General features: G+C 72.0%; 20 protein-coding genes. 5 read left to right on the forward strand and 15 right to left on the reverse strand.

Annotated elements, in window-relative coordinates; genetic code table 11:
* From E9934_RS16355 to E9934_RS16385, 7 genes are all read right to left on the reverse strand, one after another.
* Positions 1-1,449, reverse strand: coding sequence for a flavin-containing monooxygenase (locus E9934_RS16355; protein ID WP_136563972.1), 1,449 nt, complete (start codon positions 1,447-1,449; stop codon positions 1-3).
* A gap of 2 nt (positions 1,450-1,451) precedes the next feature.
* A complete protein-coding gene (locus E9934_RS16360) occupies positions 1,452-2,174 on the reverse strand; it encodes a TetR/AcrR family transcriptional regulator (RefSeq protein ID WP_136563973.1) in 723 nt (240 codons plus the stop codon).
* Between the two features lie 32 nt (positions 2,175-2,206).
* Positions 2,207-3,913 carry an FAD-dependent oxidoreductase gene (locus tag E9934_RS16365; protein ID WP_136563974.1) on the reverse strand — a complete coding sequence of 569 codons (1,707 nt, stop codon included), beginning with the start codon at positions 3,911-3,913 and terminating at the stop codon, positions 2,207-2,209.
* Positions 3,914-3,970: 57 nt separating this feature from the next.
* Complete coding sequence (locus E9934_RS16370) at positions 3,971-4,969, reverse strand: AurF N-oxygenase family protein (protein WP_136563975.1); 999 nt, start codon at positions 4,967-4,969, stop codon at positions 3,971-3,973.
* Positions 4,970-5,153: 184 nt separating this feature from the next.
* On the reverse strand, positions 5,154-6,593 hold the full coding sequence (locus E9934_RS16375; RefSeq protein WP_136563976.1) for a hypothetical protein: 1,440 nt from the start codon (positions 6,591-6,593) through the stop codon (positions 5,154-5,156).
* Complete coding sequence (locus E9934_RS16380; protein WP_136563977.1) at positions 6,590-7,582, reverse strand: hypothetical protein; 993 nt, start codon at positions 7,580-7,582, stop codon at positions 6,590-6,592. Before E9934_RS16380 ends, E9934_RS16375 begins: the two co-directional genes overlap by 4 nt.
* A 35-nt stretch (positions 7,583-7,617) precedes the next feature.
* A complete protein-coding gene (locus E9934_RS16385) occupies positions 7,618-8,049 on the reverse strand; it encodes a hypothetical protein (RefSeq protein WP_136563978.1) in 432 nt (143 codons plus the stop codon).
* 195 nt (positions 8,050-8,244) lie between these two features.
* On the opposite strand from E9934_RS16385, the gene E9934_RS16390 reads away from it, so the two are divergent.
* A complete protein-coding gene (locus E9934_RS16390; RefSeq protein WP_136563979.1) occupies positions 8,245-9,726 on the forward strand; it encodes a hypothetical protein in 1,482 nt (493 codons plus the stop codon).
* A gap of 5 nt (positions 9,727-9,731) precedes the next feature.
* Positions 9,732-10,901 (forward strand): aminotransferase class I/II-fold pyridoxal phosphate-dependent enzyme, encoded by a 1,170-nt coding sequence (locus tag E9934_RS16395; protein WP_238695014.1) that lies wholly within the window; start codon positions 9,732-9,734, stop codon positions 10,899-10,901.
* A gap of 403 nt (positions 10,902-11,304) precedes the next feature.
* Here E9934_RS16395 and E9934_RS16400 read toward each other — a convergent pair whose 3' ends face one another.
* On the reverse strand, positions 11,305-12,801 hold the full coding sequence (locus tag E9934_RS16400) for an FAD-binding protein (RefSeq protein WP_238695015.1): 1,497 nt from the start codon (positions 12,799-12,801) through the stop codon (positions 11,305-11,307).
* 69 nt (positions 12,802-12,870) lie between these two features.
* Between E9934_RS16400 and E9934_RS16405 the strand changes: the two genes are divergently transcribed.
* Positions 12,871-14,382 (forward strand): potassium/proton antiporter, encoded by a 1,512-nt coding sequence (locus tag E9934_RS16405; RefSeq protein ID WP_136563980.1) that lies wholly within the window; start codon positions 12,871-12,873, stop codon positions 14,380-14,382.
* A gap of 10 nt (positions 14,383-14,392) precedes the next feature.
* Here the strand turns inward: E9934_RS16405 and E9934_RS16410 are convergent, their stop codons facing one another.
* Positions 14,393-14,932: a LytR C-terminal domain-containing protein gene (locus E9934_RS16410; protein WP_136563981.1), complete on the reverse strand. Its 540-nt coding sequence runs from the start codon at positions 14,930-14,932 to the stop codon at positions 14,393-14,395.
* A gap of 5 nt (positions 14,933-14,937) precedes the next feature.
* Entirely contained in the window at positions 14,938-15,234 is a 297-nt protein-coding gene (locus E9934_RS16415) for a type II toxin-antitoxin system VapB family antitoxin (protein WP_136563982.1), read from the reverse strand.
* A gap of 50 nt (positions 15,235-15,284) precedes the next feature.
* Here E9934_RS16415 and E9934_RS16420 point away from each other — a divergent pair, with 50 nt between their 5' ends.
* Entirely contained in the window at positions 15,285-16,904 is a 1,620-nt protein-coding gene (locus tag E9934_RS16420) for a helicase HerA-like domain-containing protein (RefSeq protein ID WP_136563983.1), read from the forward strand.
* On the opposite strand, the gene E9934_RS16425 is transcribed toward E9934_RS16420, so the two are convergent.
* From E9934_RS16425 to E9934_RS16435, 3 genes are all read right to left on the reverse strand, one after another.
* Complete coding sequence (locus E9934_RS16425; RefSeq protein ID WP_136563984.1) at positions 16,901-17,113, reverse strand: hypothetical protein; 213 nt, start codon at positions 17,111-17,113, stop codon at positions 16,901-16,903. The genes E9934_RS16420 and E9934_RS16425 overlap by 4 nt on opposite strands.
* A gap of 117 nt (positions 17,114-17,230) precedes the next feature.
* Entirely contained in the window at positions 17,231-17,983 is a 753-nt protein-coding gene (locus E9934_RS16430) for a helical backbone metal receptor (protein WP_136563985.1), read from the reverse strand.
* A 13-nt stretch (positions 17,984-17,996) separates the two neighbouring features.
* Positions 17,997-18,494 (reverse strand): thioesterase family protein, encoded by a 498-nt coding sequence (locus E9934_RS16435; RefSeq protein WP_136563986.1) that lies wholly within the window; start codon positions 18,492-18,494, stop codon positions 17,997-17,999.
* A 152-nt stretch (positions 18,495-18,646) separates the two neighbouring features.
* Between E9934_RS16435 and E9934_RS16440 the strand changes: the two genes are divergently transcribed.
* Positions 18,647-19,912, forward strand: a complete 1,266-nt coding sequence (locus E9934_RS16440) for an MFS transporter (RefSeq protein WP_136563987.1) — start codon at positions 18,647-18,649, stop codon at positions 19,910-19,912.
* Here the strand turns inward: E9934_RS16440 and E9934_RS16445 are convergent.
* Both E9934_RS16445 and E9934_RS16450 read right to left on the reverse strand, forming a co-directional pair.
* Positions 19,841-21,118 carry an RNA polymerase sigma factor gene (locus tag E9934_RS16445; protein ID WP_136563988.1) on the reverse strand — a complete coding sequence of 426 codons (1,278 nt, stop codon included), beginning with the start codon at positions 21,116-21,118 and terminating at the stop codon, positions 19,841-19,843. The two genes, E9934_RS16440 and E9934_RS16445, sit on opposite strands and share 72 nt — an antisense overlap.
* 178 nt (positions 21,119-21,296) lie before the next feature.
* Positions 21,297-21,641, reverse strand: a complete 345-nt coding sequence (locus E9934_RS16450) for a YciI family protein (protein ID WP_238695016.1) — start codon at positions 21,639-21,641, stop codon at positions 21,297-21,299.
* Between the last annotated feature and the right edge of the window lie 12 nt (positions 21,642-21,653).

Here is a 21,653-nt window from a genome sequence, read left to right on the forward strand (position 1 = left end):
TCAGGCGCTGAACTCCAGCGTCTCGTCCACCACCGGCTTGCGGAAGACGAGCACGTCCTTGAAGTAGTTCATCTTCAGCCGCCACGGGAAGGTCGCGCCCTGCTTGGGCAGCGCGTTGATGGAGCGCATGACGTAGCCGGCCTCGAAGTCGAGGAAGGGCTCCTCCGCCACGGACGGGTCGCGGCGGGGGACGACGGTGCGGGCACCGACCTTGTCCATGTGGGTGAGCAGCTTGGCGACGTACTCGCAGACCAGGTCGGCCTTCAACGTCCACGACGCGTTGGTGTAGCCGATGATGAACGCGAAGTTCGGGATGCCGCTCAACATCAGGCCCTTGTAGGCCATCGTCGACGACGGCTCGACGACCTCGCCGTCGACGGCCAGCGACGCGCCGCCGAAGATCTGCAGGTTGAGGCCGGTCGCGGTGATGACGATGTCGGCCTCGAGCGTCTCGCCGGACTCGAGCAGGATGCCCTTGGGGGTGAACCGGTCGATGCGGTCCGTGACGATGTCGACGGTGTGCTGGCGCAGGGCCTTGAAGAGGTCGCCGCCGGGGACGGCGCACAGCCGCTGGTCCCACGGGTCGTAGGGCGGCTTGAAGTGCTGGTCGAAGTCGACGTCCTTCGGCAGCTGGCGCTCGAGCAGCTTGCGCAGCAGGGCGCGCGACTCCTTGGGCCGTGCCTGGCAGAACTCGTAGAACGCGATCCGGCTGGTGAGGTAGCGGGTGCGGACGAGGCGCTGCGCGACGGCGTCGGGCAGGAGGCGATACATCTGCGCCGACACCTTGTCGTTGGTCGGCTGGCTGATGATGTAGGTCGGCGTGCGCTGCAGCATCGTGACGTGCCCGGCGCCGGAGTTGGCGAGGGCGGGGATCAGCGTCACCGCGGTGGCGCCGGAGCCGATCACGACGATCCGCTTGCCCTCGTAGTCGAGGTCCTCGGGCCAGTGCTGCGGGTGGACGACCTGGCCCTCGTAGTCCTCGATGCCGGGGAACGCGGGGGTGAAGCCCTCGTCATAGCGGTAGTAGCCGGACGCGGCGAACAGGAAGCTCGAGGTGAGCTGGGCGGTCTCGCCGGTGTCGGTGCGCTCGACGGTCACCGTCCAGCGGGCGTCGTCGGTGGAGAAGTCGGCGTTCAGCACCTTGTGGTGATAGCGGATGTGCTCGTCGATGCCGTTCTCGGCGGCCGCATCCTTGAGGTAGCCGAGGATGTCGGGGCCGTCGACGATGGCCTTCGTTCCCTTCCACGGCTTCCAGCTGAAGCCGAGGGTGTGCATGTCGGAGTCGGACCGGATCCCCGGATAGCGGAAGAGGTCCCAGGTGCCGCCGAGGGAGTCGCGCATCTCCAGGACGGCGTAGGACTTGCCGGACCGGCCGACGTGATAGGCGGCATCGATGCCGGAGAGGCCGGCTCCGATGATGAGGACGTCGACGTGGTCTGGGGTGCTCATGATCAGGATTCCTTGGCGTCGGTGAAGGTGAGGAGCTGCTCGATCGGCAGGTCGGGCAGCACGATGTTGCGGCTGGTGACGAGGCCGTCGATCTGCAGCCAGGTGACCTCCGCGAGCAGATCGATGAAGGTGGACGTGTCGGGCCGGAGCTCGTCACGGGAGGTCCAGCTCCGGACGGCGGCCATCACACCGCCCACGAGCAGGAACACCCACGGTGCGAGGGCGTCCTGGTCGTTGTCGGTGATCTCGACGTCGAGCAGGGCGATGATGCCGCCGATGAGGAGCTCGACCTGCTCGGCGAACTGTCCGATCGCGTCGTCGAGCGGCCGTTCGGTGGTGCCGTTGACCTGTTTCTCGGCGAAGCGCAGGAGCGCGATGTTGTCGCTGCCCCAGGTCACGTAGGAGCCGATGACCCGGTGGATGATCTCCTTGACCGTGCCCTCGAGCGTGGTCGTCGAGAGCAGCACGTCTCCGGCCCGGCGGCAGATCTCGCGCTGGATGGCGAGGTCGAGGTCCGTGCGGTCCTCGAAGTAGCGATAGAGCACCGTCCGGTGGACGCCGGACTCGTCCGCGATCTGCTGGACGCTGATGTCGGCGCCGGGCTCGCTCTCCCTCGACAGCACCGTGAGGGCGGCGTCGATCACGGCCGCCCGCCGCTCGGCGTTGTGCTGCTGCCAGCGACGTTTGCGTCCGTCCGTCGTCCCGTCACGGCTGGAGCCCGCCATGACACCTCCTGCGATCTTCACGACCTGTGCCGTCAGGACACCGTACGACGGGACATGATCCGTCGGACGGAGCGGCCGCCGTGGGTGGTCGGTCGGTTCGGTGGGGTCGCGGCCCGTTGCGCGGTCGGATCGGTGATCTTGACGCGGACCCGGCCGGCGGCGTTGCCGGCCGCCCGCTCGGTGGCGTCGAGCAGGCGCCAGTCGGCGAGCCCGGCGACGTGGGGGTGCCTGGTGCGGATGAGGTCGCTGATCGCGGCGTCGGTGCCGGTCGGCTGGGGGAGCCCGCCGTCGAGGTCGTCGAGCAGCGTCGTGACGGTCTCCTGCGCGCAGGACTTGTTGGTGCCGATGAAGCCCGACGGACCGCGCTTGATCCAGCCGACGACATAGACGCCCGGCTCGACACGACCCTGGTGGTTGGGCACCGTGCCGGTCGCTGCGTCGAAGGGCAGGTCGCGCACGGGCTCGGCGCGGAAGCCGACCGAGCGGATGACCAGGCCGGCCTCGAGGACGGTCGACTCGTCACCGGCCTCCGCGCGCACCGTGCCGTCGGGGTCGGTCACCAGGCGGTTGCGCACGACGCGGACACCGGTGACGTGGCCGTCCTCGCCGAGGATCTCGACGGGGGAGGTGGTGAAGGTGAGGACGATGCGGCGGCGGGTGCTGGCCGGGTCGACCGGCCGCTCGGCGATGTCGCGCAGCAGCTGGGAGCGCTGGTCGTCGCCCGTCAACAGGGCGGGGTCGGCGTCGACGATGACGTCGACGTCGGTGAGCGCGGCCAGGCCGATGAGCTCGGGGACGGTGAAGGCCGCCTCGGCGGGTCCGCGCCGGCCGAGGACGACGACCTCGCGGACGTTGCTGTCCCGCAGCTGCTCCAGCGGTGCGGGGGCGAGGTCGGTGGCCGCCAGCACGTCGTGGGGGCGGGTCAGGATGCGGGCGACGTCGAGGGCGACGTTGCCGTTGCCGACGACGACGGCGCGCTCGGAGTCCAGCGGCACCTCGAGGTCGCGGTGGTCCGGGTGTCCGTTGTACCAGCCGACCACCGCGCTCGCGGGCACGGAGCCGACGAGGTCCTCGCCCGGGACGCCGAGGGGGCGGTCTTGGGCGGCGCCGACGGCATAGACGACTGCGTCGTAGTGGGCGCGCAGGTCGGCCAGCGTGAGGCCGTCGGTACCGTCGGCGCCGTCGCCGCCGACCTCGACGTCGAGGAAGTAGCGGAAGCGCTCGTCGTCCTCGATGGCCGCGAAGAGGGTGGTGACGAGCTTGGTCGAGGCGTGGTCGGGCGCGACGCCGTGGCGCACCAGGCCGTGGGGCGTCCGGAGCCGGTCGAAGACGTCGACGGCCTCGACCTCGGGGTGCTTGAGCAGCTCGTCGGCGGTGTAGAGGCCGGCCGGTCCGGCGCCGACGACGGCGACGCGGAACGGTCCGCTGCCGAGCAACCGGCGCTGCGGCGGGACGACCGCGACGGGGCGCCGGTCGGCGTGCGGGAAGGTCGCGTAGTAGTCGGCGTTGAGGGCCTGGAACGGTGCCTGCGACGGGCTCAGCAGACGGTCGGGCACGATCGCCCCCACCGGGCACGCGGTGACGCAGGCCCCGCAGCCGACGCACGAGGCCGGGTCGATGTGGACCATCTCGGCCTCGGCGAAGCCGGGCTCGCCGGGGGCCGGGTGGATGCAGTTGACCGGGCAGGCGACGACGCACGAGGCATCGGCGCAGCAGGACTGCGTGACGACGTAGGGCATGGCTGTTCCAGGGGGATCAGGCTCGGCGATTCAGCCGAGTCAGGCGGGTCAGGCGGGTCAGGCGGCCGCGGAGCTGGGCTCGCTGCGGAAGCGGGAGGCGCGGCCGTCGATGCCCATCGCGCGCCAGATGCGGCGTGAGACCGGGTTCATCAGACCGGCGTTCTCGGTGAGCATCCGCACGTCGCCGAACAGGTCGCGGAGGAACTTCTTCGACTCCGGGGCTCCCCAGAAGAGCTCGTCAATGACCTCTCGGGGGATGTCGAGGTCCCGCTGCATCTGCTTGGTCGGCACGAGGATCTCGTTGCAGAGCCACTTGAGGATCACGGGTACGGCGACCGAGAGCAGGCTGCGCTCGAACCGTCCGAGCTTCGGCGCGGTGTGCTCGATGTAGCGGTGCGCGAAGCCGATGTGACGGGCCTCCTCGGCGACGTGGATCTGCATGATCCGCTGGATGAGCGGGTGCATCTCGTCGCCGGCCCGCAGGATCGACTTCTGCACGTGGTCGATCGGCTCCTCGCCGGCCAGCACGCCGTAGAAGAAGCCGAAGGGGACGATCTTGGCGGCGAGCGGCAGGATCGGGCCGATGCCGCGGAAGAAGCGGGAGCCGCCGGCCGCGTCGGCGCCGGAGCGGTTGACGAACTCCTGGAACATCTGGGTGTGGTGGCACTCCTCGGTCGCCTCGTGGGTGACGTAGCGGAACTCCGGATTGCCGTTCCTGAGGGTGGCGGCATAGGCCATCAGGCCGCCGATGAGGATCTGCTCGAACTGCAGGCCGACCTTGCAGATGTTCGCCTGGCGGTAGATCCCGATCCGGATCTGCTCCTCGAGCGGCAGCGAGCGGTACCACTCGGTCCTGCCGAGCACGTCGACCGACGGCAGGACCCACCGCGGGTCGTCCAGCCGGATCGCGTAGTCGGGGTTGTCCCAGTCGATGTCGACGAAGGCGTCGAAGTGCTGCTCGACCGACGCCTCGGAGAGCAGCCGCAGGGTCTGCTCGTAGTCGAGCTCCTCATTGCTGCTGGTGAGGTCGGTGCGGTGGTCGGTCGTCGAAGTCATCGTCTGGTTCCGTTCTCATCGTCGAAATCGGTGCCTGAGGTCAGTTAGCGCAACACCATGTTGCATACATTGCCCCCGGTTTTGTCAAGCATTTCCCCCGTCGTCGGGACGGAGCCCTTCGTGAGGTACGTCGTGCCACGCCTGCCGCCCGGCGCGATGTGACGTGCGTCGCTCGACGGTGGGCTCAGTGCGCGCGCAGGAAGCCGAGAGCTCGCCAGTGCCCGAGCAGCGCGAGCAGGGCCGGGTGGCTGGAGCGGTCGGCGGCCGTGCCGCCCGCGACCGGCGGCGGCAGGTCGGGTGCCGCCGAGGCGTCGTAGACGACGGTCAGGCGGTGCTCGTCGGAGGCGCTGAGCAGTGACCCGAGCAGCGCGACCGGGTCGCTGTGGTCCTCCAGCGACAGGACGGGTGCAGCGCCGTGCGCTGCCGCGAGGTGGGTGGCCCGCGCGTTGGCCGTGACGACGTGGTCGACCACGACCCGGTCGTCGTCGGCGAGGTGGGCCGCCGCCTCGATGGCTGTCGCGCCACCGGTGCCGTGGCCGACGAGCAGGACGCGGACCTCGCCCTCCCCGCCCTCGCCGCCCTCCTGGCCCAGTGCTCGGGCTGCGGCTGCGACGGTGGCGGCGACGAGCTCTGCTGGCGCGGAGTGATCGCCCGACACCAGCTGCAGGCGACCGGCGCGTCGTGATCGCCCGGCCGGCGCCGCGCGCCCGACCAGCGCCAGCAGGCGTCCGGCTCCCACCTGCACCGTGCGCACCGGGTCGGCGGCGTCGTCGAGCTGCAGCGCCAGCAGGGCGGCCAGACCGTCGGGCGCGGCCGTGGCGGACGGCCTGTCGCGGGACGGCTCGTCCGGACCGGTCGGGGACCGACGGGTGATGGTCGTGTCGAGGTCGAGCGCGACGTCGCGCAGGGCCGAGCCCCACCCGCCGTCGAACGGCGCGATCCCCGCGGCACGCAGCCCGCCCGTGCCGGCTGACCGGCCGGTCTCGCCGCCGAGCAGGCCGACGGTCAGCAGCCCGCGCACCTGCAGGCTGTCGACGAGCCCACCGCCGGTCGCGACGTGGTCCATCAGCTCGGGGATCTCGGCAGCGAGCTCGTGGAGATAGGTGGCGACATCGTCACGCTCGAGCGCGTCGGTCTCGATCAGACCGGCTGCGACCAGGGCGCCGCCGAGACTGACGTGCGGTGCGACGTAGCCCTCGGCGCGCTCGGAGATCGAACCGAGGGTCCGATGGGCGGTCGCCTGCAGGTCGTCGATCCAGCGATAGGTCTCCACGGTCGCCCGGAGCACGACGGCGTCGGCCGCGAGCTCGATCGAGCGGTCCAGCAGTCCCTGCGGCCCGGTCGTCAACGCCCGGACCTCCTCCTCGGCGCGTGCCCAGGTCGCCGGCGACAGGGGAGCGGTGCTGCTGACGTCGGGGTGGACCACCACCTCCCGGGCCAGCGCCGCCCACTCCCGCAGCTGCGCCCCCGACTCCTCGAAGGCCTCGGCCAGGCGCAACATCTGGTCGTGCCGGTCGGCCAGGTCGGCGGCGTCCACCGCATCGATGGCGACGGCCCGGCCCTCCGCGGCGGCCAGCCGCAGGACCACGGCCCCGTCGCCGCCATCGTCACGACGGCCGCTCATCGAGGCCGCTCCGTCGGTGGCCCCAGCAGCCCCGGTCCGACGAGCGGCGCGAGGGCGGGAGCGATGGCCGCGGCGAGATCGCCCGGCTCGACGGCGGCCACCTGGAGGTGGGACTCGCCGTCGACGCGGTGCGGGCTCAGCGCATGCCATCCGTCGGCCAGCAGGGTCCACGACACCACCCCCACCGCGTCCACGCGGGTTCCGGCGGCTGGGCCGGCTCCGTCGGCCGCGACATCGGCGACCAGGGCACGCAGTCGGCCGCGTGCCTCGCCCGACAGCGCCACCAGGAGCCGGACCACCTCCTGGTCGGACAACGGACGCCCGTCGCGGCGTACGGCGCCGGTGTGGCGCGCAGCCAGCGCGGGAAGCAGGTCGGTCCGGCCGGTCTGGACAGCCTCAGCGGCGGCGTCGGCCAGCTCGAACGGCAGGTCGACCAGCGGTGGCACGCCGGAGGGGTGGCAGACGATCCCGTCCGGCAGCGCTCCGACCCGTGCCAGCTCGTCCGCCCAGGCCGAGGTGGCGAACCACGCGATCTCGAACACGATGCCGTCGGCTGTCGACAGCGCGGCAGCGGCGCCGTCGCGGGACCGGTGCCACGAACGCGCCTGCGCGTCGACGATCCGGACGTCCAGGTCGAGCGCGATCCGGGGAGTCGCGAGCAGGCCCAGGGCGCCGGCGAGACCCGGGTCGAGCCCGCCCTCGATCACCAGCCCGCGCCGCTCGAGCGAGCCCGCCGGATCGTGCAGCGCGGCCAGGACGGCCCGGTAGGCCTGGTCGTCGGTCGTTGCCGGACTCGAGCCGAGGCGAGCCTGCAGGCCGTCGGCGACGACCGGGTCCGCGACGTCGAAAGGCAGTGGCGCATCGCCGGCGAGTGCCGCCGCGGCTCGCAGCTCCGGAAGGGTGAGGCCCAGGCGTCGCGGCGAGTCGCCAGAGCCCCCGGTGGCCCGTGGGTCCCGGAGATCGGTCCCGGTCAGGTCGATGGTCGGCACGTCCGCCCCTCACTGCTCATCTCCGGTGGCCGGTCTCAGCGGTCCAGCCCGGGCAGCTCCACGGCCAGCCAGTCGCGGTGACCGCGCGGCGGCGGGGTGAACGACAACAGCTCGGCGTCGCCGGGCTCGACGGACCCGCTCCCCGCGTCACTCGCAGCACGTCGGGATCTCGCCGCCTCGACGAGCCCGTTCGCTCGCCGCTCCCGCGTCGCGATCTCCTCGAGCGCCCGGTCCGCCCCGACGGCATGGGCAGCGAGCGCATCGGCCGCCGTCTGGTGCCGGTCGGCAGCCACGCGCAGATGTCGTGAGCGGTCCAGTACCCGGCCGCGGAAGGCATCGGCGGTCCGTCCCGACCAGCCCAGGTCGTCGAGCCGGGCGACCAGCTCGTCGGCGAGGGCCCGGACGTCCGCGCCCTGGTCGCGCAGCGCGGCGGCCCGACGCCGGACGAGTTCGCTGTCGCCGTACATGCGACCGCCCTTCCCCGTGCGGATGCCCGCAAAACCCCAGCCGACGAGCGTTTCCGAGGGATCGCGCTGCGGACGTGGCGCTGGGATCGGCCGTCGGGGTGGCGGCGGAGGTGGAATGATCGACGCTGCGCCCCGAGGGTGGGCGCGCCCGGCGTCACCACCGGGCGGATCGACACGAACGCCGGAGGCGCACGGATGTCCCAGACCCCCCATCCCGGGGCGGGAGGCAGCGACCTCCACCGCCAGCTGCGCGAGCTCGTCGACCAGGTCGGCGCCGACGTCATCGGCGACCCCCACACCTTCCGTGCCGCACTCGACGACTTCCTGGACGAGCGCGCCGCCACCTCCGGCGAGCTGAACCTGCTCGTCGACGCGGTCCGCCTCGGAGCCCTCGACCGGGCTCGCGACCAGCTCGCCAACGGGGCCCTGCCGGCGATCGTCGTGGACACCCAGGGCGACCTCCTCGCCCGGGACCGGGGCACCGGCGAGTCCCGCAACGCCCGCTGGGCCGTCGCGGCTCTCGGCTTCGCGCTCGGCGTCGTGCCCGAGGGCGAGGTCGTCGCCCGCCGGGTCACCTCCACGGGCCTGGGCTCCGCCAGCGGCGGCGTCCCGGCCGCGCCGCCGCCCGGGGGTCCCGTGGTCTCCCCGCCCGCGCCGCCGCTGCCCTCCTCACCGGCCCAGCAGTGGGGACCGACGCAGCCACCGGCGACCCCGCCCACGCCCGCTCCCCACGTCTCGCCCGCCCACCAGGCGCCCCCGGCGCCGTACCCGTCCCAGCCGGGGGTCCAGCCGTTCGCCTCCCAGCCCTCCGGGGGGACCTATGGCGGCTACGGGCAGGGCGCTCCCCACGCCCCCTGGTCCGGCGGTACGCCGAACCCGCCGACGCACCAGCGGCGCAACACCGGTCTGATCGTCGGGACGGTCCTGGCCGTGCTCGTCGTGATCGGCGGCGCCGTCGCTGCCGTCATCGCCTTCACCGGCGGCGACGACGACCCGGCGCCGACGACCTCCAAGAGCTCCAGCGCGTCGCCGTCGGAGACCGAGACGCCCCGCGACCCGCTGCAGAGCCTGGCCGGCATCGAGGAGCTGGCGGCCGAGCTCTTCCCCAGCTCGTCGACCCCTGACAACAGCTATGCGTCCAGCTGGAGCACCGAGACCAGCAACCTGGTCAACGGCGAGACCCGTCGGCTGAGCCAGTCCGAGCTCGACGGCGCGACCGAGTGGTATGCGCGCCGCGTCGAGGGCGACCAGCGCTTCTATGTCTTCGTGCGCTACCTCGCCCGCGACTCGACCTACGAGTGGGACTGCGCCACGTTCACCTACTGCGACGAGGTGACCTCCGAGGGTGGTCTCGACGCCCTCGTGATCCGCGATGAGGGCGAGCGGGAGGGCGTTGCCACCTACTACCGCGACATCGTCGTCCCCGGCGACGCGGCGGCGGGCATCCCCGAGATCACGATCAGCGAGAACGTCGACAACCAGACCGCCGGACAGGACGCCGACGACTTCATGGCGGGCGCGTCCGTGCTCGATCTCGACACGCTGATCGCCGCCCTCGACGACGAGCGGCTGCGCCCGCCACTGCCCGAGGAGCTGCCGCCGCTGCCGAGCTGGGACGCGTGTGCCTACAACAGCACGCCGCCCGCCGGCTGCCCGGCGGACATCCAGGGCAACTGAGACACGTGATCGACCGTCTCGTGGCCGCCCAGCGTGCCGATGTCCCGCCGTTCCACGTGATGGACCTGCTGGCCGGGGCGGCGGAGCGGCAGCGGACCCACGGCGACCTCGTCAACCTGGTCGCCGGCCAGCCGAGCACGGGCGCGCCGGCACCGGTCAGCGCCGAGGCGGTCCGACTGCTCACCAGTGGAGCGCCGCTGGGCTACACGACGGCGACGGGCATCGAGGAGCTGCGGACGGCGGTCGCCGGGCACTACCGGCGCAGCTACGGCATCGGCGTCGATCCCGACGAGGTCGTGCTGACGACCGGCTCCAGCGGCGGCTTCCTGCTGGCCTTCCTCGCCGCGTTCGATGCCGGCGCTCGCGTGGCGATCGCCCGGCCGGGCTATCCCTGCTACCGCAACGTCCTCTCCGCGCTCGGCTGCGAGGTCGTGGAGATCGCCACGGGACCTGACACCCGCTTCCAGCCGACGGTTGAGCAGCTCGACGACCTGCACGCCGCCTCGCCGATCGACGGGCTGATCGTCGCGAGCCCGGCCAACCCCACCGGCACCATGCTGCTGCCCGAGGAGCTGGCTGCGATCGCGCGGTGGTGCGAGGAGCACGGTGTCCAGCTGGTCTCGGACGAGATCTACCACGGCATCCAGTACGACGTCTCCCGCGCCGCGTGCGCGTGGGAGACCTCCCGGGAGGCGGTGGTCTTCGGCTCGTTCTCGAAGTACTTCTCGATGACCGGCTGGCGGCTCGGATGGATGCTCGCCCCGTCCCGGCTGCGCCGGCCCGTCGACGTGCTGACCGGCAACTTCAGCATCTGTCCGCCGGTCCTCGCCCAGCACGCGGCCGTCGCGGCGTTCGACGACGCCTCCTACGCCGAGCTCGACGCCCACGTCGCCCGCTACGCCCACAACCGGGGGCTGCTGCTCGACGGACTGCGTCGGCTCGGGATCGACCGGCTCGCGCCGGCCGACGGTGCGTTCTACGTCTACGCCGACGTCGCCCACCTCACGGACGACTCGATGGCCTACGCACGATCGCTGCTCGCCCGCACCGGTGTCGCGGTCGCCACGGGCATCGACTTCGACACCCGCGAGGGCGACCACTTCCTGCGGTTCAGCTTCGCCGGCACCAGCGGCGAGATCGAGACCGCGCTGGACCGCCTCGACGGGAGTCTGTGACACCGTCCGTCGAGGAGCTTGCGCAGCAAGCGTCTCGAGACGTCTGGCCGTGGTGCCGGTCCTGGCCCGGTCCGGCGTAGAGGCTGCGGAGGTCTCGAGACGGCCGTGGCCGGCCTCCTCGACCAACGGAGCGGGACGGGCTCCTCGACGACCAGGTGGACCGGTGCCGGTGGCGACCGGACGGGACGACCCCCGCCGGCGCATCGGGGTGCCCTCGGCTGGAAGCAACAGTCAACCCCGCACGACGGTGGCCGAGGGCGGGGTCCCCGCTCTGCGCGGCCGGGGGTCGGCCCGGGAGGCGCCGCAGGCACCGGCCCACCCAGAAAGCCACAGTCCGCCCAGCAGGCACAGCGGTCTCGAGACGGCCGTGGCCGGCCTCCTCGACCAACGGGGTGACGGGACGTCAGCCCGCGCGCAGCGCGGCGGCGGCCTTGCCCGCACGCCGGCCGAAGAACGAGCCCTCACCGAGCTGGGTGCCCGAGCAGTAGCCGTTGCCGTCCTGGGCGATGTTGGAGGCGCAGGCTCCGGCGGCATAGAGGCCGGCCACGACCGTGCCGTCCTCACGGCGCACCTGCCCGTCGACGGTGGTGGCCATGCCGCCGATGGTGAAGCCGGCATAGAGCGCCACACCGAGGGACAGGTCGAGCACGGCCCACGGCCCCTCGACCTGCGGGGCCAGCCAGTCGGGGTGCTTGTGGAGGTCGGGGTCCTCGCCCCGGGCGGCGTGCTCGTTGTAGCGGTTGACCGTCTCGACCAGCACGCCCTCGGGCATGCCGAGGCCGGCCTCCATCTCCTCGAGCGTCTCGAAGCCGTCCTTGAGTGGCACCAGCGGCATGTGGTCCTCGCCGAGGTGGGCGCTGTCGACGATCAGGTAGGCGACCTGGTCGGGCTGCTGCAGCACGTGGTACGACGTCCGCGCGGGGTAGCTGTCCTCCGGGACGAAGCGCTTGCCGTCCTTGTTGACGATGATCCCCTTGACCCGCGAGGACGGCGGGTAGAAAGGCGCGGTGATGAACGGCTCGTCCATGTTCTCCAATGCCGCGCCGACCGACTCCCCGAGGCGGATGCCCAGTCCGTCGTCGTACGTCGACCCGAGGGTGAAGAGCTTGGAGCCCAGTGCGGGGGTGTAGCGGGCCACCATGTCGGCGTTCATGACGAAGCCGCCCGCGGCGATGATCACCGCGCCGGCCCGGACGGTTCCGGTCTTCTCGAACGACTTCCACGCGATCCCGACGACGTCGCCCGTGGCGGTGCCGTCGCTGGTGACGAGGTTGGTCGCACCGGTCTCGTAGCGGACCTCGACCCCGGCCTCCTCGATCTTGGTGCGCAGCAGGTCCATCACGATCCGGGTGCCCTCGGTGTCGCCGGGGACGGGGACCTTGTGGCCGCGCGGCGCCGGCGCGACGTCCTGGCGGAACGGCCACACCTTCTCGTTGCCCGTGAACATCAGGCCCTCGGTGCCGGGCTGGATGACCGCCTTGCCGGGGAAGTAGCTGCGCTCGAACTCGAAGCCGAGGTCCTCCAGCCAGTCGAAGTGCTCGACGGAGCTCTCGCAGTAGGCGGTGATCTTCTCCTTGTCGGGGTCCTTCGTGGACGCCATCAGGTAGCCGATCATCGCCTCGACGGAGTCGTCGTGGCCGGTGGCCTGCTGGACCGCCGTACCGCCGCCGAGGTAGAAGTGCCCGCCCGACATCGAGGACGTGCCGCCATGCACGGCGGCCTTCTCCAACAGGAGCACCCGGGCGCCCGCGCGGGCGGCCTCCAGGGCGGCGCACCCGCCGGCGATGCCGAAGCCGACGACGACGACGTCGAAGGACTCGCCGTCGGCGTCGAGGGCGGTGGTCGGGAGGACGGCGGGAATGGCGAGGCCGGCCGGGATGTTGCTGCTGGTGGTCGTCACGAGGGACAATTTAGAACATGTTCTACCGATAGACTACGTACCCGCCACCCGACGAAAGCCGAGTGACCTTTGTCCTTCGACGTCCACCAGCTCGACACCTTCGTCCTGGTGGGCTCCGCGGTCCTCCTGATGGCGGTGCTCGCGGTGCGGCTGTCGTCGGGCGTCGGGATGCCGAGCCTCCTGATCTACCTGCTGATCGGAGTGCTGCTCGGCGAGTCCGTCGGCGGGATCCGCTTCGACGACGCGCAGGTCGCCCACGCCATCGGCTTCGGCGCGCTCGCGATCATCCTCGCCGAGGGAGGGCTGACGACGAACTGGCGCGAGGTGAAGCCGTCGATGCGCCTGGGTGCCTCGCTGGCCACCATCGGCATGGTCGTCTCCGTCGGTGTCGTCGCCTGCGGTGCGCACTACCTCCTCGGGCTCTCCTGGGAGCTGGCCGTGCTGCTGGGCGCGATCACCTCGGCGACCGACGCCGCTGCCGTCTTCTCGGTGCTGCGCGCCGTGCCACTGCCGAAGCGGATCACCGGCGTCCTCGAGTCCGAGTCGGGCCTCAACGACGCCCCGACCGTCGTCCTCGTGACCCTCGTCTCCAGCGGCGCCGTCGCCGACCACCACCCCGCCGTCATCGCCGGGATCGTCGTCTACGAGCTCGCGGCCGGCGTCGCCCTGGGCCTGGCGGTCGGCTTCGGCGGCGCCTGGCTGATGCGCCGCGCGGCCCTGCCGTCGTCCGGGCTCTACCCGATCGCGGTCACCTGTCTGGCGCTCCTCGCCTACGGCGCCGGACCGGCCCTGCACGCCAGCGGCTTCGCCGCGGTCTACGTCGCCGCGCTGGTGCTCGGCAACACCGACCTCCCGCACCGGGTCGCGACCCGATCCTTCATCGAGGGGCTCGCCTGGATCGCGCAGATCGGGCTCTTCGTGATGCTCGGACTGCTCCTCTCGCCCGACCGGATCACCTGGCACACGATCGTCACCGCCGTCCTCGCCGGTCTGATCCTCACCTTCGTGGCCCGGCCGCTGTCGATCGTCGTGAGCGCCGTCGTCGGGTGGCGACCGTGGCGTGAGCTCGCCTTCCTGTCCTGGGCCGGACTTCGCGGGGCGGTGCCGATCGTCTTCGCCACGATCCCGCTGGCCGACGAGGTCGACGGAGCCGAGAAGCTCTTCGACATCGTCTTCGTCCTGGTCGTCGTCTACACGTGCGTGACCGGTCCGACCCTGCCGTGGATGGCGAAGGCGCTGCGGGTCGCGCGCCGTTCCGAGCCGCGCAGCATCGAGGTCGAGGCAGCGCCGCTGGACCGGGTAGCGGCCGACCTGCTCCAGATCACCATCAGCTCCTCCTCGCGGCTGCACGGCGTCGAGGTCGGCGAGCTGCGCCTGCCGGTGGGGGCGAGCGTGTCGATGGTCGTCCGCGACGGGCGGACGCTGGTGCCGGAGCGCCGTACGGTCCTGAGGCACGGCGACGACCTCATCGTCGTGACGCCGCGCAAGCTGCGTGAGGCCACGGAGCAGCGGCTGCGGCAGGTCAGCTCCGGAGGCCGGCTGGCCCAGTGGCTCGGTGACGAGCCGCCGCAGCGGTCCTGACCGCTCCAGATCACTCCACGTCGTCGGGGCTGGTGCTGAGCGGCGGCGTGCAGACATAGCTGTCGCTCTGTGCCGTGACCGCCGCGCGGCCCTTGGTGACGCGCCCGAACTGCTGGCCGACGACGATCGTGACGCCCGGGTAGCCGGACGGCTGGTCGACGATCTCCACGTCCTCGCCGAGGTACGACGCCAGCAGGATCGCCGCGGGATCGCCGGGGTCGCTCGACCACACCTGCGCCGCCACGGTCCCGGTGTCGGCCGGCGCGTTGCCGATGTCGCCCTCGCCGAAGCCGGCGCCGACGAGGCGGTCCATCGTGTCGCCCGCGAGCCCGTTGCCGCCGCCGGCGTTGAGCACGGTGACCATCACCTGCGGGGGCGTCACCTCCTCGCCGGCGCGGATCAGCGTGTCGGTGCAGGGCGCGGCCTCGGCCCGCTCGGGGAACGGCTCCGTGACACTCGACCACGCCCACGTGATGCTGGCCAGGAAGACCACGGCCAGGATCACCAGCGTCATCGCCGAGCGATTGCCTGCCTTCAGGTCGAGGTCCATGACCACTAGCCTTCCATCCTGATCACCCGGGCGTGCAGCACCCCTCGCTGCTGGAGCGCGGCCCGGAGGGCCCGGTGCAGCCCGTCCTCGAGGTAGTACTCGTCGCGCCACAGCACGACGTGGGCGAAGAGGTCGCCGTAGAAGGTCGAGTCCTCGTCGAGGAGCGACGACAGCTGCAGGGTGTCCTTCGTGGTGACGAGGTCGTCGAGCCGCACCTGGCGTGGCGGCACGGCCGCCCCCCCCCGGGAGGTGAGCCCGTGGTCGGGATAGGGACGCCCGACCCCCCCGCGCTTGAAGATCACGAGTTCGGAGTCTACGGGCGCTGCCGCGCCACGCCCTAGGGTGTGGTGCCATGACCCAGGAGCCGACGCCCGCGCCCGAGAACGCCGCACCGGCAGCCGACCCGATCGAGGCCGCGGTCGCTCCCGGCTATGCCTTCGAGGGCCCCGCGCTCGAGCTCGGCGGCCTGATGACCGGCCCCGACGCCCTCACCGGCAGCGCCATCCGGATCCCGTTGGCGATGCTCAACCGGCACGGGCTCGTCGCCGGCGCCACCGGCACCGGCAAGACCAAGACCCTGCAGCTGCTCGCCGAGCAGCTCAGCGCCGCCGGCGTGCCGGTGTTCGCCGCCGACATCAAGGGCGACCTGTCCGGACTCGCCACTGCCGGCGAGGCAGGCGAGAAGCTGCTCGCCCGCACGGAGTCCGTCGGCCAGAAGTGGGAGGCGACCGCCTTCCCGGTCGAGTACTACGCCCTGGGCGGTCAGGGGATCGGCATCCCGATCCGGGTCACCATCGCCGCTTTCGGCCCGATCCTGCTCAGCCGCGTCCTCGGACTCAACGACACCCAGGAGTCCAGCCTCGGCCTGGTGTTCCACTACGCCGACAAGCAGGGGCTGCCGCTGCTCGACCTGGCCGACCTGCGCGCTGTCGTGCAGCACCTGACCAGCGACGAGGGGAAGCCCGAGCTGAAGGCCCTCGGCGGCCTGTCGTCCGCGACCGCCGGCGTCATCCTGCGTGAGCTCATCGCCTTCGCCGACCAGGGCGCCGAGGCGTTCTTCGGCGAGCCCGAGTTCGACTCCGCCGACCTGCTCCAGCAGGTGCCGGACGGCCGCGGGCTGATCAGCCTCGTCGAGCTGCCGGACCTGCAGGACCGCCCAGCCGTCTTCTCGACCTTCCTGATGTGGCTGCTGGCCGACCTCTTCCACGACCTCCCCGAGGTCGGCGACATCGACCAGCCCAATCTGGTGTTCTTCTTCGACGAGGCGCACCTGCTCTTCAGGGACGCATCCAAGCCGTTCCTGGAGCAGATCGCCCAGACGGTGCGGCTGATCCGGTCCAAGGGCGTCGGCGTCTTCTTCGTGACGCAGTCACCCACCGACGTACCGGACGAGGTGCTGGCCCAGCTCGGCTCCCGGGTCCAGCACCAGCTGCGGGCCCACACGCCCAACGACGCCAAGGCGCTCAAGGCGACCGTCAACACCTATCCGCACAGCGCGTACGACGACCTCGGCGAGGTGCTCACCACGCTCGGGATCGGTGAGGCGATCGTGACCGTGATGGGCGAGAAGGGCGCGCCCACGCCGGTTGCGTGGACCCGTCTGCGTGCGCCGGAGTCGCTGATGGCGCCCAGCACGAAGGAGTCGATGGAGGCGACGGTCAAGGCGAGCCCGCGGATGGCGACCTACGGCGCGGTCGTCGACCGCGAGTCCGCGCACGAGATCCTCGCCAAGAAGCTCGAGGAGGGCGCGAAGGCGGAGGCGGCCGAGTCCGCGGCCGCCGGCGACGCGAAGGCCGGCGACGGTCCGCGGTCGATCCCGCAGGGCAGCTTGAAGCGGAAGAAGGACGACGGCGGTGGCGCCGGCGAGATCGTCAAGGACGTCGTGAAGTCCTCGGCGTTCAAGCAGTTCATGCGCACCGCCGCCGCCGAGATCGCCCGCGGGATGTTCGGGACGGCACGCCGGAGGCGTTAGGCCGTCCAGCGGATGGCGTCGTCGACGAAGTCGGCGAGGTCGTGGACGCCGCGCAGGTCGGTGCGCTGCTCCATGAGTCTGGTCAGTCCCTGGGCGTGGCGGCTGCGCAGGGCGGCACGGCGGGCCATCTGGTCCGCGACCGGGTCGGTCGCAACGGACTCGAGGTGACGTCCCGCGGTCTGGGTCTCAGCAGTGGTCGTCTTGTTCATGCGTTCACTGTGATCCCGTGAGGTTTCCGCAACTCGGCGTCGCGGTTACGGGAGGGTGTCTGCGCCTGTGAGCGTGCTCACGGCCGGAACCGCTCAGGTCCCCACCAGCGCGAACGGTCAGGCGCCGAGGGCGGCCAGCACGTCGTGGGCCTCGACCATCGCCGGCCCGTACCAGGTGAGCAACCGGCCCGACACCAGCTGCGTCGGGACCCGCGCGAAGGCCTCCGGGCCGTCGTCGGTCGTGAAGACGTAGGGCTCGTCGGGCAGCAGCACCAGGTCGATGTCGGCACGGTCGAGGTCGGCCAGCTCGACGTGGGGATAGCGGTCGTCGCCGCCGGCGAACGCATTGGTCCAGCCCAGTCGGCCGAGCAGGTCGCCGGCATAGGTCCGCGCTCCGACTGCCATCCAGGGGTCCCGCCAGATCGGCACCGCGACGCGACCGCGGGGAGCCGGGGCCGGCGCGTCCCACCGGGTCCTCGCCTCCGCCAGCCAGGTCGGCACGGCGGCCGCGAGGGCGTCGGCATAGAGCCGTTGCAGGGAGTCGAGGGCGTCGCCGACGGTCTCGATGTCGGTCACCCAGACGGGGATGCCCGACTCCCGCAGCCGTCGTACGTCGAGCGCCCGGTTCTCCTCCTTGTTGGCCACCACCAGATCGGGGAAGAGCGCGCGGATGGCCGCCAGGTCGGGGTTCTTCGTGCCGCGCACCCGGGTCACGGCGAGGTCAGTCGGGTGGGTGCACCAGTCGGTCGCGCCCACCAGCCGCTCCGGGACGTCGGTGGCCAACGCCTCGGTGATCGACGGAACGAGCGAGACGATCCGGCGCGGCGGGGCAGCCAGGGCGACGGCGTCGCCGAGGTCATCGAGTGTCATCGAGCGGCATCGCTCAGCGCAGCGCGAGGCTCCCGGACACCGCGGGCTCCCAGCCGATCGCGGCGTGCTCGGCGACCAGCCGGTCGAGCCCGGAGGCGATGTCGGACGGCCACGGCGCGGTCTTGCGGTCGGCGATCCGCACGCACAGGAAGATCTCCTCGAACACGCAGGCGACCCGCTGGTTGGTGTCGTCGAGGACGTAGACGATCGCGTGCGCGGCCCGCTCGGAGCGTCCGAGGATCCGCACCCGCACCGACATCTCGTCGCCGGTCCTCAGCTCGTGCAGGTAGGTCACGTGGTGCTCGGCCGACAGGCACGCATGGCCGCTGAGCATCGGCCAGTTGAACGGGATGCCGATCTGGTGGAGCGACTCGTCGAGCCCCTCGCTGCCGATGCCGAGGTAGTGACGCACGTTGAGGAAGCCGTTGCTGTCCTCGAAGGCGCTGGGGACCGGCTGCACGGCGTAGGCGGGCAGGGTGACGAGCTGGTCGTACGTCGGCTGCGTGCTCATGCTCGGACCCTAGTGCACCACCGGCGTCCCGGATTCCCTCGCGCTCGACACCCGGGCGTACCATGGGGTCAACAGATCCACTCGTGTATCTACCTCGCGCCGGCTCGACCGGCGGTCCAAGGCGGCACCTGACCGCAACGGACCTCGAGGACATGAGCGCTCACTCCCCGTCGCTGCTTCGCGCGACCGGCCCGACGTACTTCCCGATCGCCCTCGTGGCGCGGCTCCCCTACGCGATGATGGTCGTCGGCGTGCTCACGCTCGTCGTCGCCGGTCGCGACTCCCTCGCCTTCGGTGGCCTCAGCTCCGCGATGGTGGGCCTGGGCGCCGCCTGCTTCGGCCCGCTCCTGGGCGCCGCTGCCGACAGGTTCGGTCAGCGGCCGGTCCTGCTGGTCGCCGGCATCGCCTCGACGACGGCCCTCGGCGCGATGGCGTGGGTCGTCTACAGCCCGCTGCCCGGCGCAGCCGTGCTCGCCGTCGCCTTCGTCGTCGGTGCCTCCGCTCCGCAGATCGCCCCGATGTCGCGCAGCCGCTTGGTGCAGCTCATCGCCTCCCGGCTGGCTCCCGCGCGGCGCGAGCGCACGTTCGACACCACGATGGCCTACGAGTCGGCCGCCGACGAGATGGTCTTCATCATCGGACCGTTCCTCGTCGGCATCCTCGGCACCGCCCTCGACCCGTGGGCGCCGGTCGCCGGGGCCGCGGTCGTCACCCTCGTCTTCGTCACCGCCTTCGCGCTGCACCCCACGGCCCAGGTCACGCGCGCGGCCCGTGGGGGCGAGGTCGAGATCGCGCGGGCGGCCGAGCTCGCGCGGCCCGCCCTGCTGGTCGTGATCGCCGGCATCCTCGGTGTCGGCCTGTTCTTCGGTTCGATGCTGACCTCGCTCACCGCCTTCATGGACGACCGCGGCAACGCCGAGGGAGCGGGCCTGGTCTACGGCGTCATGGGCATCGGCTCGGCCGTCTTCGCGCTGGGCGTCGCCCTCTTCCCGGCTGCCTTCTCGCTGCGCGCCCGCTGGCTGACGTTCGCCGGCGTCCTCGTCGCCGGTACGGCGGTCCTGCCGTTCGTCGAGTCCGTGACGGGGCTCTGCGTCCTGCTGCTGGTGATCGGCATCGGTGTCGGCCCGACGATGGTCACGCAATACAGCCTGGGCGCGCTGCGCAGCCCGGTCGGTCGCTCCGCCACCGTGATGACGATGCTCGGCTCGGCGGTCATCGTTGGCCAGGCCACCGCCTCGGCGGTGACCGGGCAGCTCGCCGATCGGCTCGGGACGGGAGCGGCGCTCGTCGTACCCCTGGGAGCGGCGAGCGTCGTGATGGTCGCCGGCCTCGTCAATTGGGTGCTCTCACCCGTGGCGCCGGCACTCCGCGGCGCGGCGCTCGAGGAGCAGACGCTCGTCGGCGTTGCGGGTGCGTGACGCGGCCTCGTCGAACGACAGCGCCGCCGCGGCGTGCTCGCCCGCGCGGGTGAGCAGGTCGCCCCGGACGCTCGGGACGAGCGGGGAGTCGCCCAGTGCGTCGGCAGGTACGGCATCCAGCACCGCCAGCCCGGCTGCCGGTCCGTGGGCCCGGCCGTGGGCGACGGCGCGGTTGACCTCGACGACCGGACCGGGCGCCGCGTCGGCCAGCACGTCATAGAGCCGGGCGATGCGCGGCCAGTCCGTCGCCTCGGCCGTCTGCGCCCGGGCATGGACGGCGGCGATCGCGGCCTGCAGGACGTAGCGACCGATGGGGACACCCCGTCCGGCCAATGCCTCGGCGCGTGCCAGGGCCGCGAGCCCACGCCGGATCAGCAGCTCGTCCCAGAGACTGCGGTCCTGGTCGTCGAGCAGCACGGCCCTGCCGTCACGATCGCTGCGCGCGGGGAAGCGGGAGGCCTGCAGCTCCAGCAGCGCCTGCAGGCCGTGGACCTCGGGCTCCTCGGGCGCCACCTCGGCCACCAGCCGGGCCAGCCGGATCGCCTCGTGGGCCAGGTCGGGACGCGTCCAGTCCTCGCCGGCCGTGGCGGCGTACCCCTCGTTGAAGATCAGGTAGACGACCGCCATCACGTCGTCGAGCCGGTCGATCCGCTCCTGCCCGGTCGGCAGCTCGAAGTCCGCGCCAGCACGGGCGAGCGTCTTCTTGGCACGCGAGATGCGCTGGCCCATCGTCGCGTCGGGGACCAGGAACCCGCGGGCGATCTCGACGGTGGTCAGGCCGCCGACCAGCCGCAGGGTGAGCGCCGCGCGCGACTCGGGCGTGAGCGCCGGATGGCAGCAGAGGAGGACGAGCCGCAGGACGTCGTCCTCGATGTGGTCGATCTGGTCGTCCAGGTCCGGCATCGCACTCACCTCCCCGGCTGCATGCTCCAGCTCGGCGGTCTTGCGGCGCAGCGTGTCGGCCCGCCGGAACGTGTCGACGGCCCGCCGCTTGGCGGTCGTCATCAACCACGCCGCGGGATTGTCGGGTACGCCGCTGGCCGGCCACGCCTCCAGCGCGGCCACCAGGGCGTCCTGCGCGAGATCCTCGGCCATGTCGACGTCGCGCGTCATCCGGGTCAGTGCCCCGACCAGCCGCGCCGACTCCTCGCGCCAGACGGCGGTCACGGTGTCGGTGGTGGTGGTCGTGGTCGGCACCTCCGGCATGGGCGCCAGCCTAGGCACGAGGTGCGCTGGTTTCTCACCCGAGGTGCGTGGGTTTCTCACCCGAGGTGCGCGGGTTTCTCACCCGAGGCGTGGAGGTTTCTCACCCGACGGCGAGAAACCGCCGTACGTCGCGCGAGAAAGCGCCGTACTTCGGGTGAGAAACCACCAGACTTCGTGGTCAGGCGGAGGCAGGCTCCTCGTCGGGCACCTGGCGCAGGGTGGCCACCATCGAGCACTCGGGCCAGTGCTTCGCGTGCAGGTCGGCGAAGTCCTGCTGGCCCGCGATGGCCTCCTCCAGGGTGTCGTACTGCAGGAGGGCCCAGCCACCGACGGCCTCCTTCGCCTCGGCGTAGGGGCCGTCCACGCGCGTGACCTCGCCCTTGCGGACGACGAAGTTCACGGCGTCCTCGAGCCCGAAGAGTCCGCCGCCGTCGAGGAAGTGGCCCTGCTGCGCCTGCTCGCCGATGTAGGTGTCCATCGCGTCGAACAGCGCCTGCGGCGGGTTGCCCTGTCCCTCTTCCATCCGAACGAATCC

The sequence above is a fragment of the Nocardioides caeni genome (genome assembly GCF_004912195.1).
Lineage (GTDB): Bacteria > Actinomycetota > Actinomycetes > Propionibacteriales > Nocardioidaceae > Nocardioides > Nocardioides caeni.

Bases quoted from the DNA above. Each gene is read 5' to 3' on its own strand.
- E9934_RS16355 (WP_136563972.1), bottom strand. From the start codon at position 1,449: ATGAGCACCCCAGACCACGTCGACGTCCTCATCATCGGAGCCGGCCTC.
- E9934_RS16360 (WP_136563973.1), bottom strand. From the start codon at position 2,174: ATGGCGGGCTCCAGCCGTGACGGGACGACGGACGGACGCAAACGTCGC.
- E9934_RS16365 (WP_136563974.1), bottom strand. From the start codon at position 3,913: ATGCCCTACGTCGTCACGCAGTCCTGCTGCGCCGATGCCTCGTGCGTC.
- E9934_RS16370 (WP_136563975.1), bottom strand. From the start codon at position 4,969: ATGACTTCGACGACCGACCACCGCACCGACCTCACCAGCAGCAATGAG.
- E9934_RS16375 (WP_136563976.1), bottom strand. From the start codon at position 6,593: ATGAGCGGCCGTCGTGACGATGGCGGCGACGGGGCCGTGGTCCTGCGG.
- E9934_RS16385 (WP_136563978.1), bottom strand. From the start codon at position 8,049: ATGTACGGCGACAGCGAACTCGTCCGGCGTCGGGCCGCCGCGCTGCGC.
- E9934_RS16390 (WP_136563979.1), top strand. From the start codon at position 8,245: ATGTCCCAGACCCCCCATCCCGGGGCGGGAGGCAGCGACCTCCACCGC.
- E9934_RS16410 (WP_136563981.1), bottom strand. From the start codon at position 14,932: ATGGACCTCGACCTGAAGGCAGGCAATCGCTCGGCGATGACGCTGGTG.
- E9934_RS16420 (WP_136563983.1), top strand. From the start codon at position 15,285: ATGACCCAGGAGCCGACGCCCGCGCCCGAGAACGCCGCACCGGCAGCC.
- E9934_RS16425 (WP_136563984.1), bottom strand. From the start codon at position 17,113: ATGAACAAGACGACCACTGCTGAGACCCAGACCGCGGGACGTCACCTC.
- E9934_RS16430 (WP_136563985.1), bottom strand. From the start codon at position 17,983: ATGACACTCGATGACCTCGGCGACGCCGTCGCCCTGGCTGCCCCGCCG.
- E9934_RS16435 (WP_136563986.1), bottom strand. From the start codon at position 18,494: ATGAGCACGCAGCCGACGTACGACCAGCTCGTCACCCTGCCCGCCTAC.
- E9934_RS16440 (WP_136563987.1), top strand. From the start codon at position 18,647: ATGAGCGCTCACTCCCCGTCGCTGCTTCGCGCGACCGGCCCGACGTAC.
- E9934_RS16445 (WP_136563988.1), bottom strand. From the start codon at position 21,118: ATGCCGGAGGTGCCGACCACGACCACCACCACCGACACCGTGACCGCC.
- E9934_RS16450 (WP_238695016.1), bottom strand. From the start codon at position 21,641: ATGGAAGAGGGACAGGGCAACCCGCCGCAGGCGCTGTTCGACGCGATG.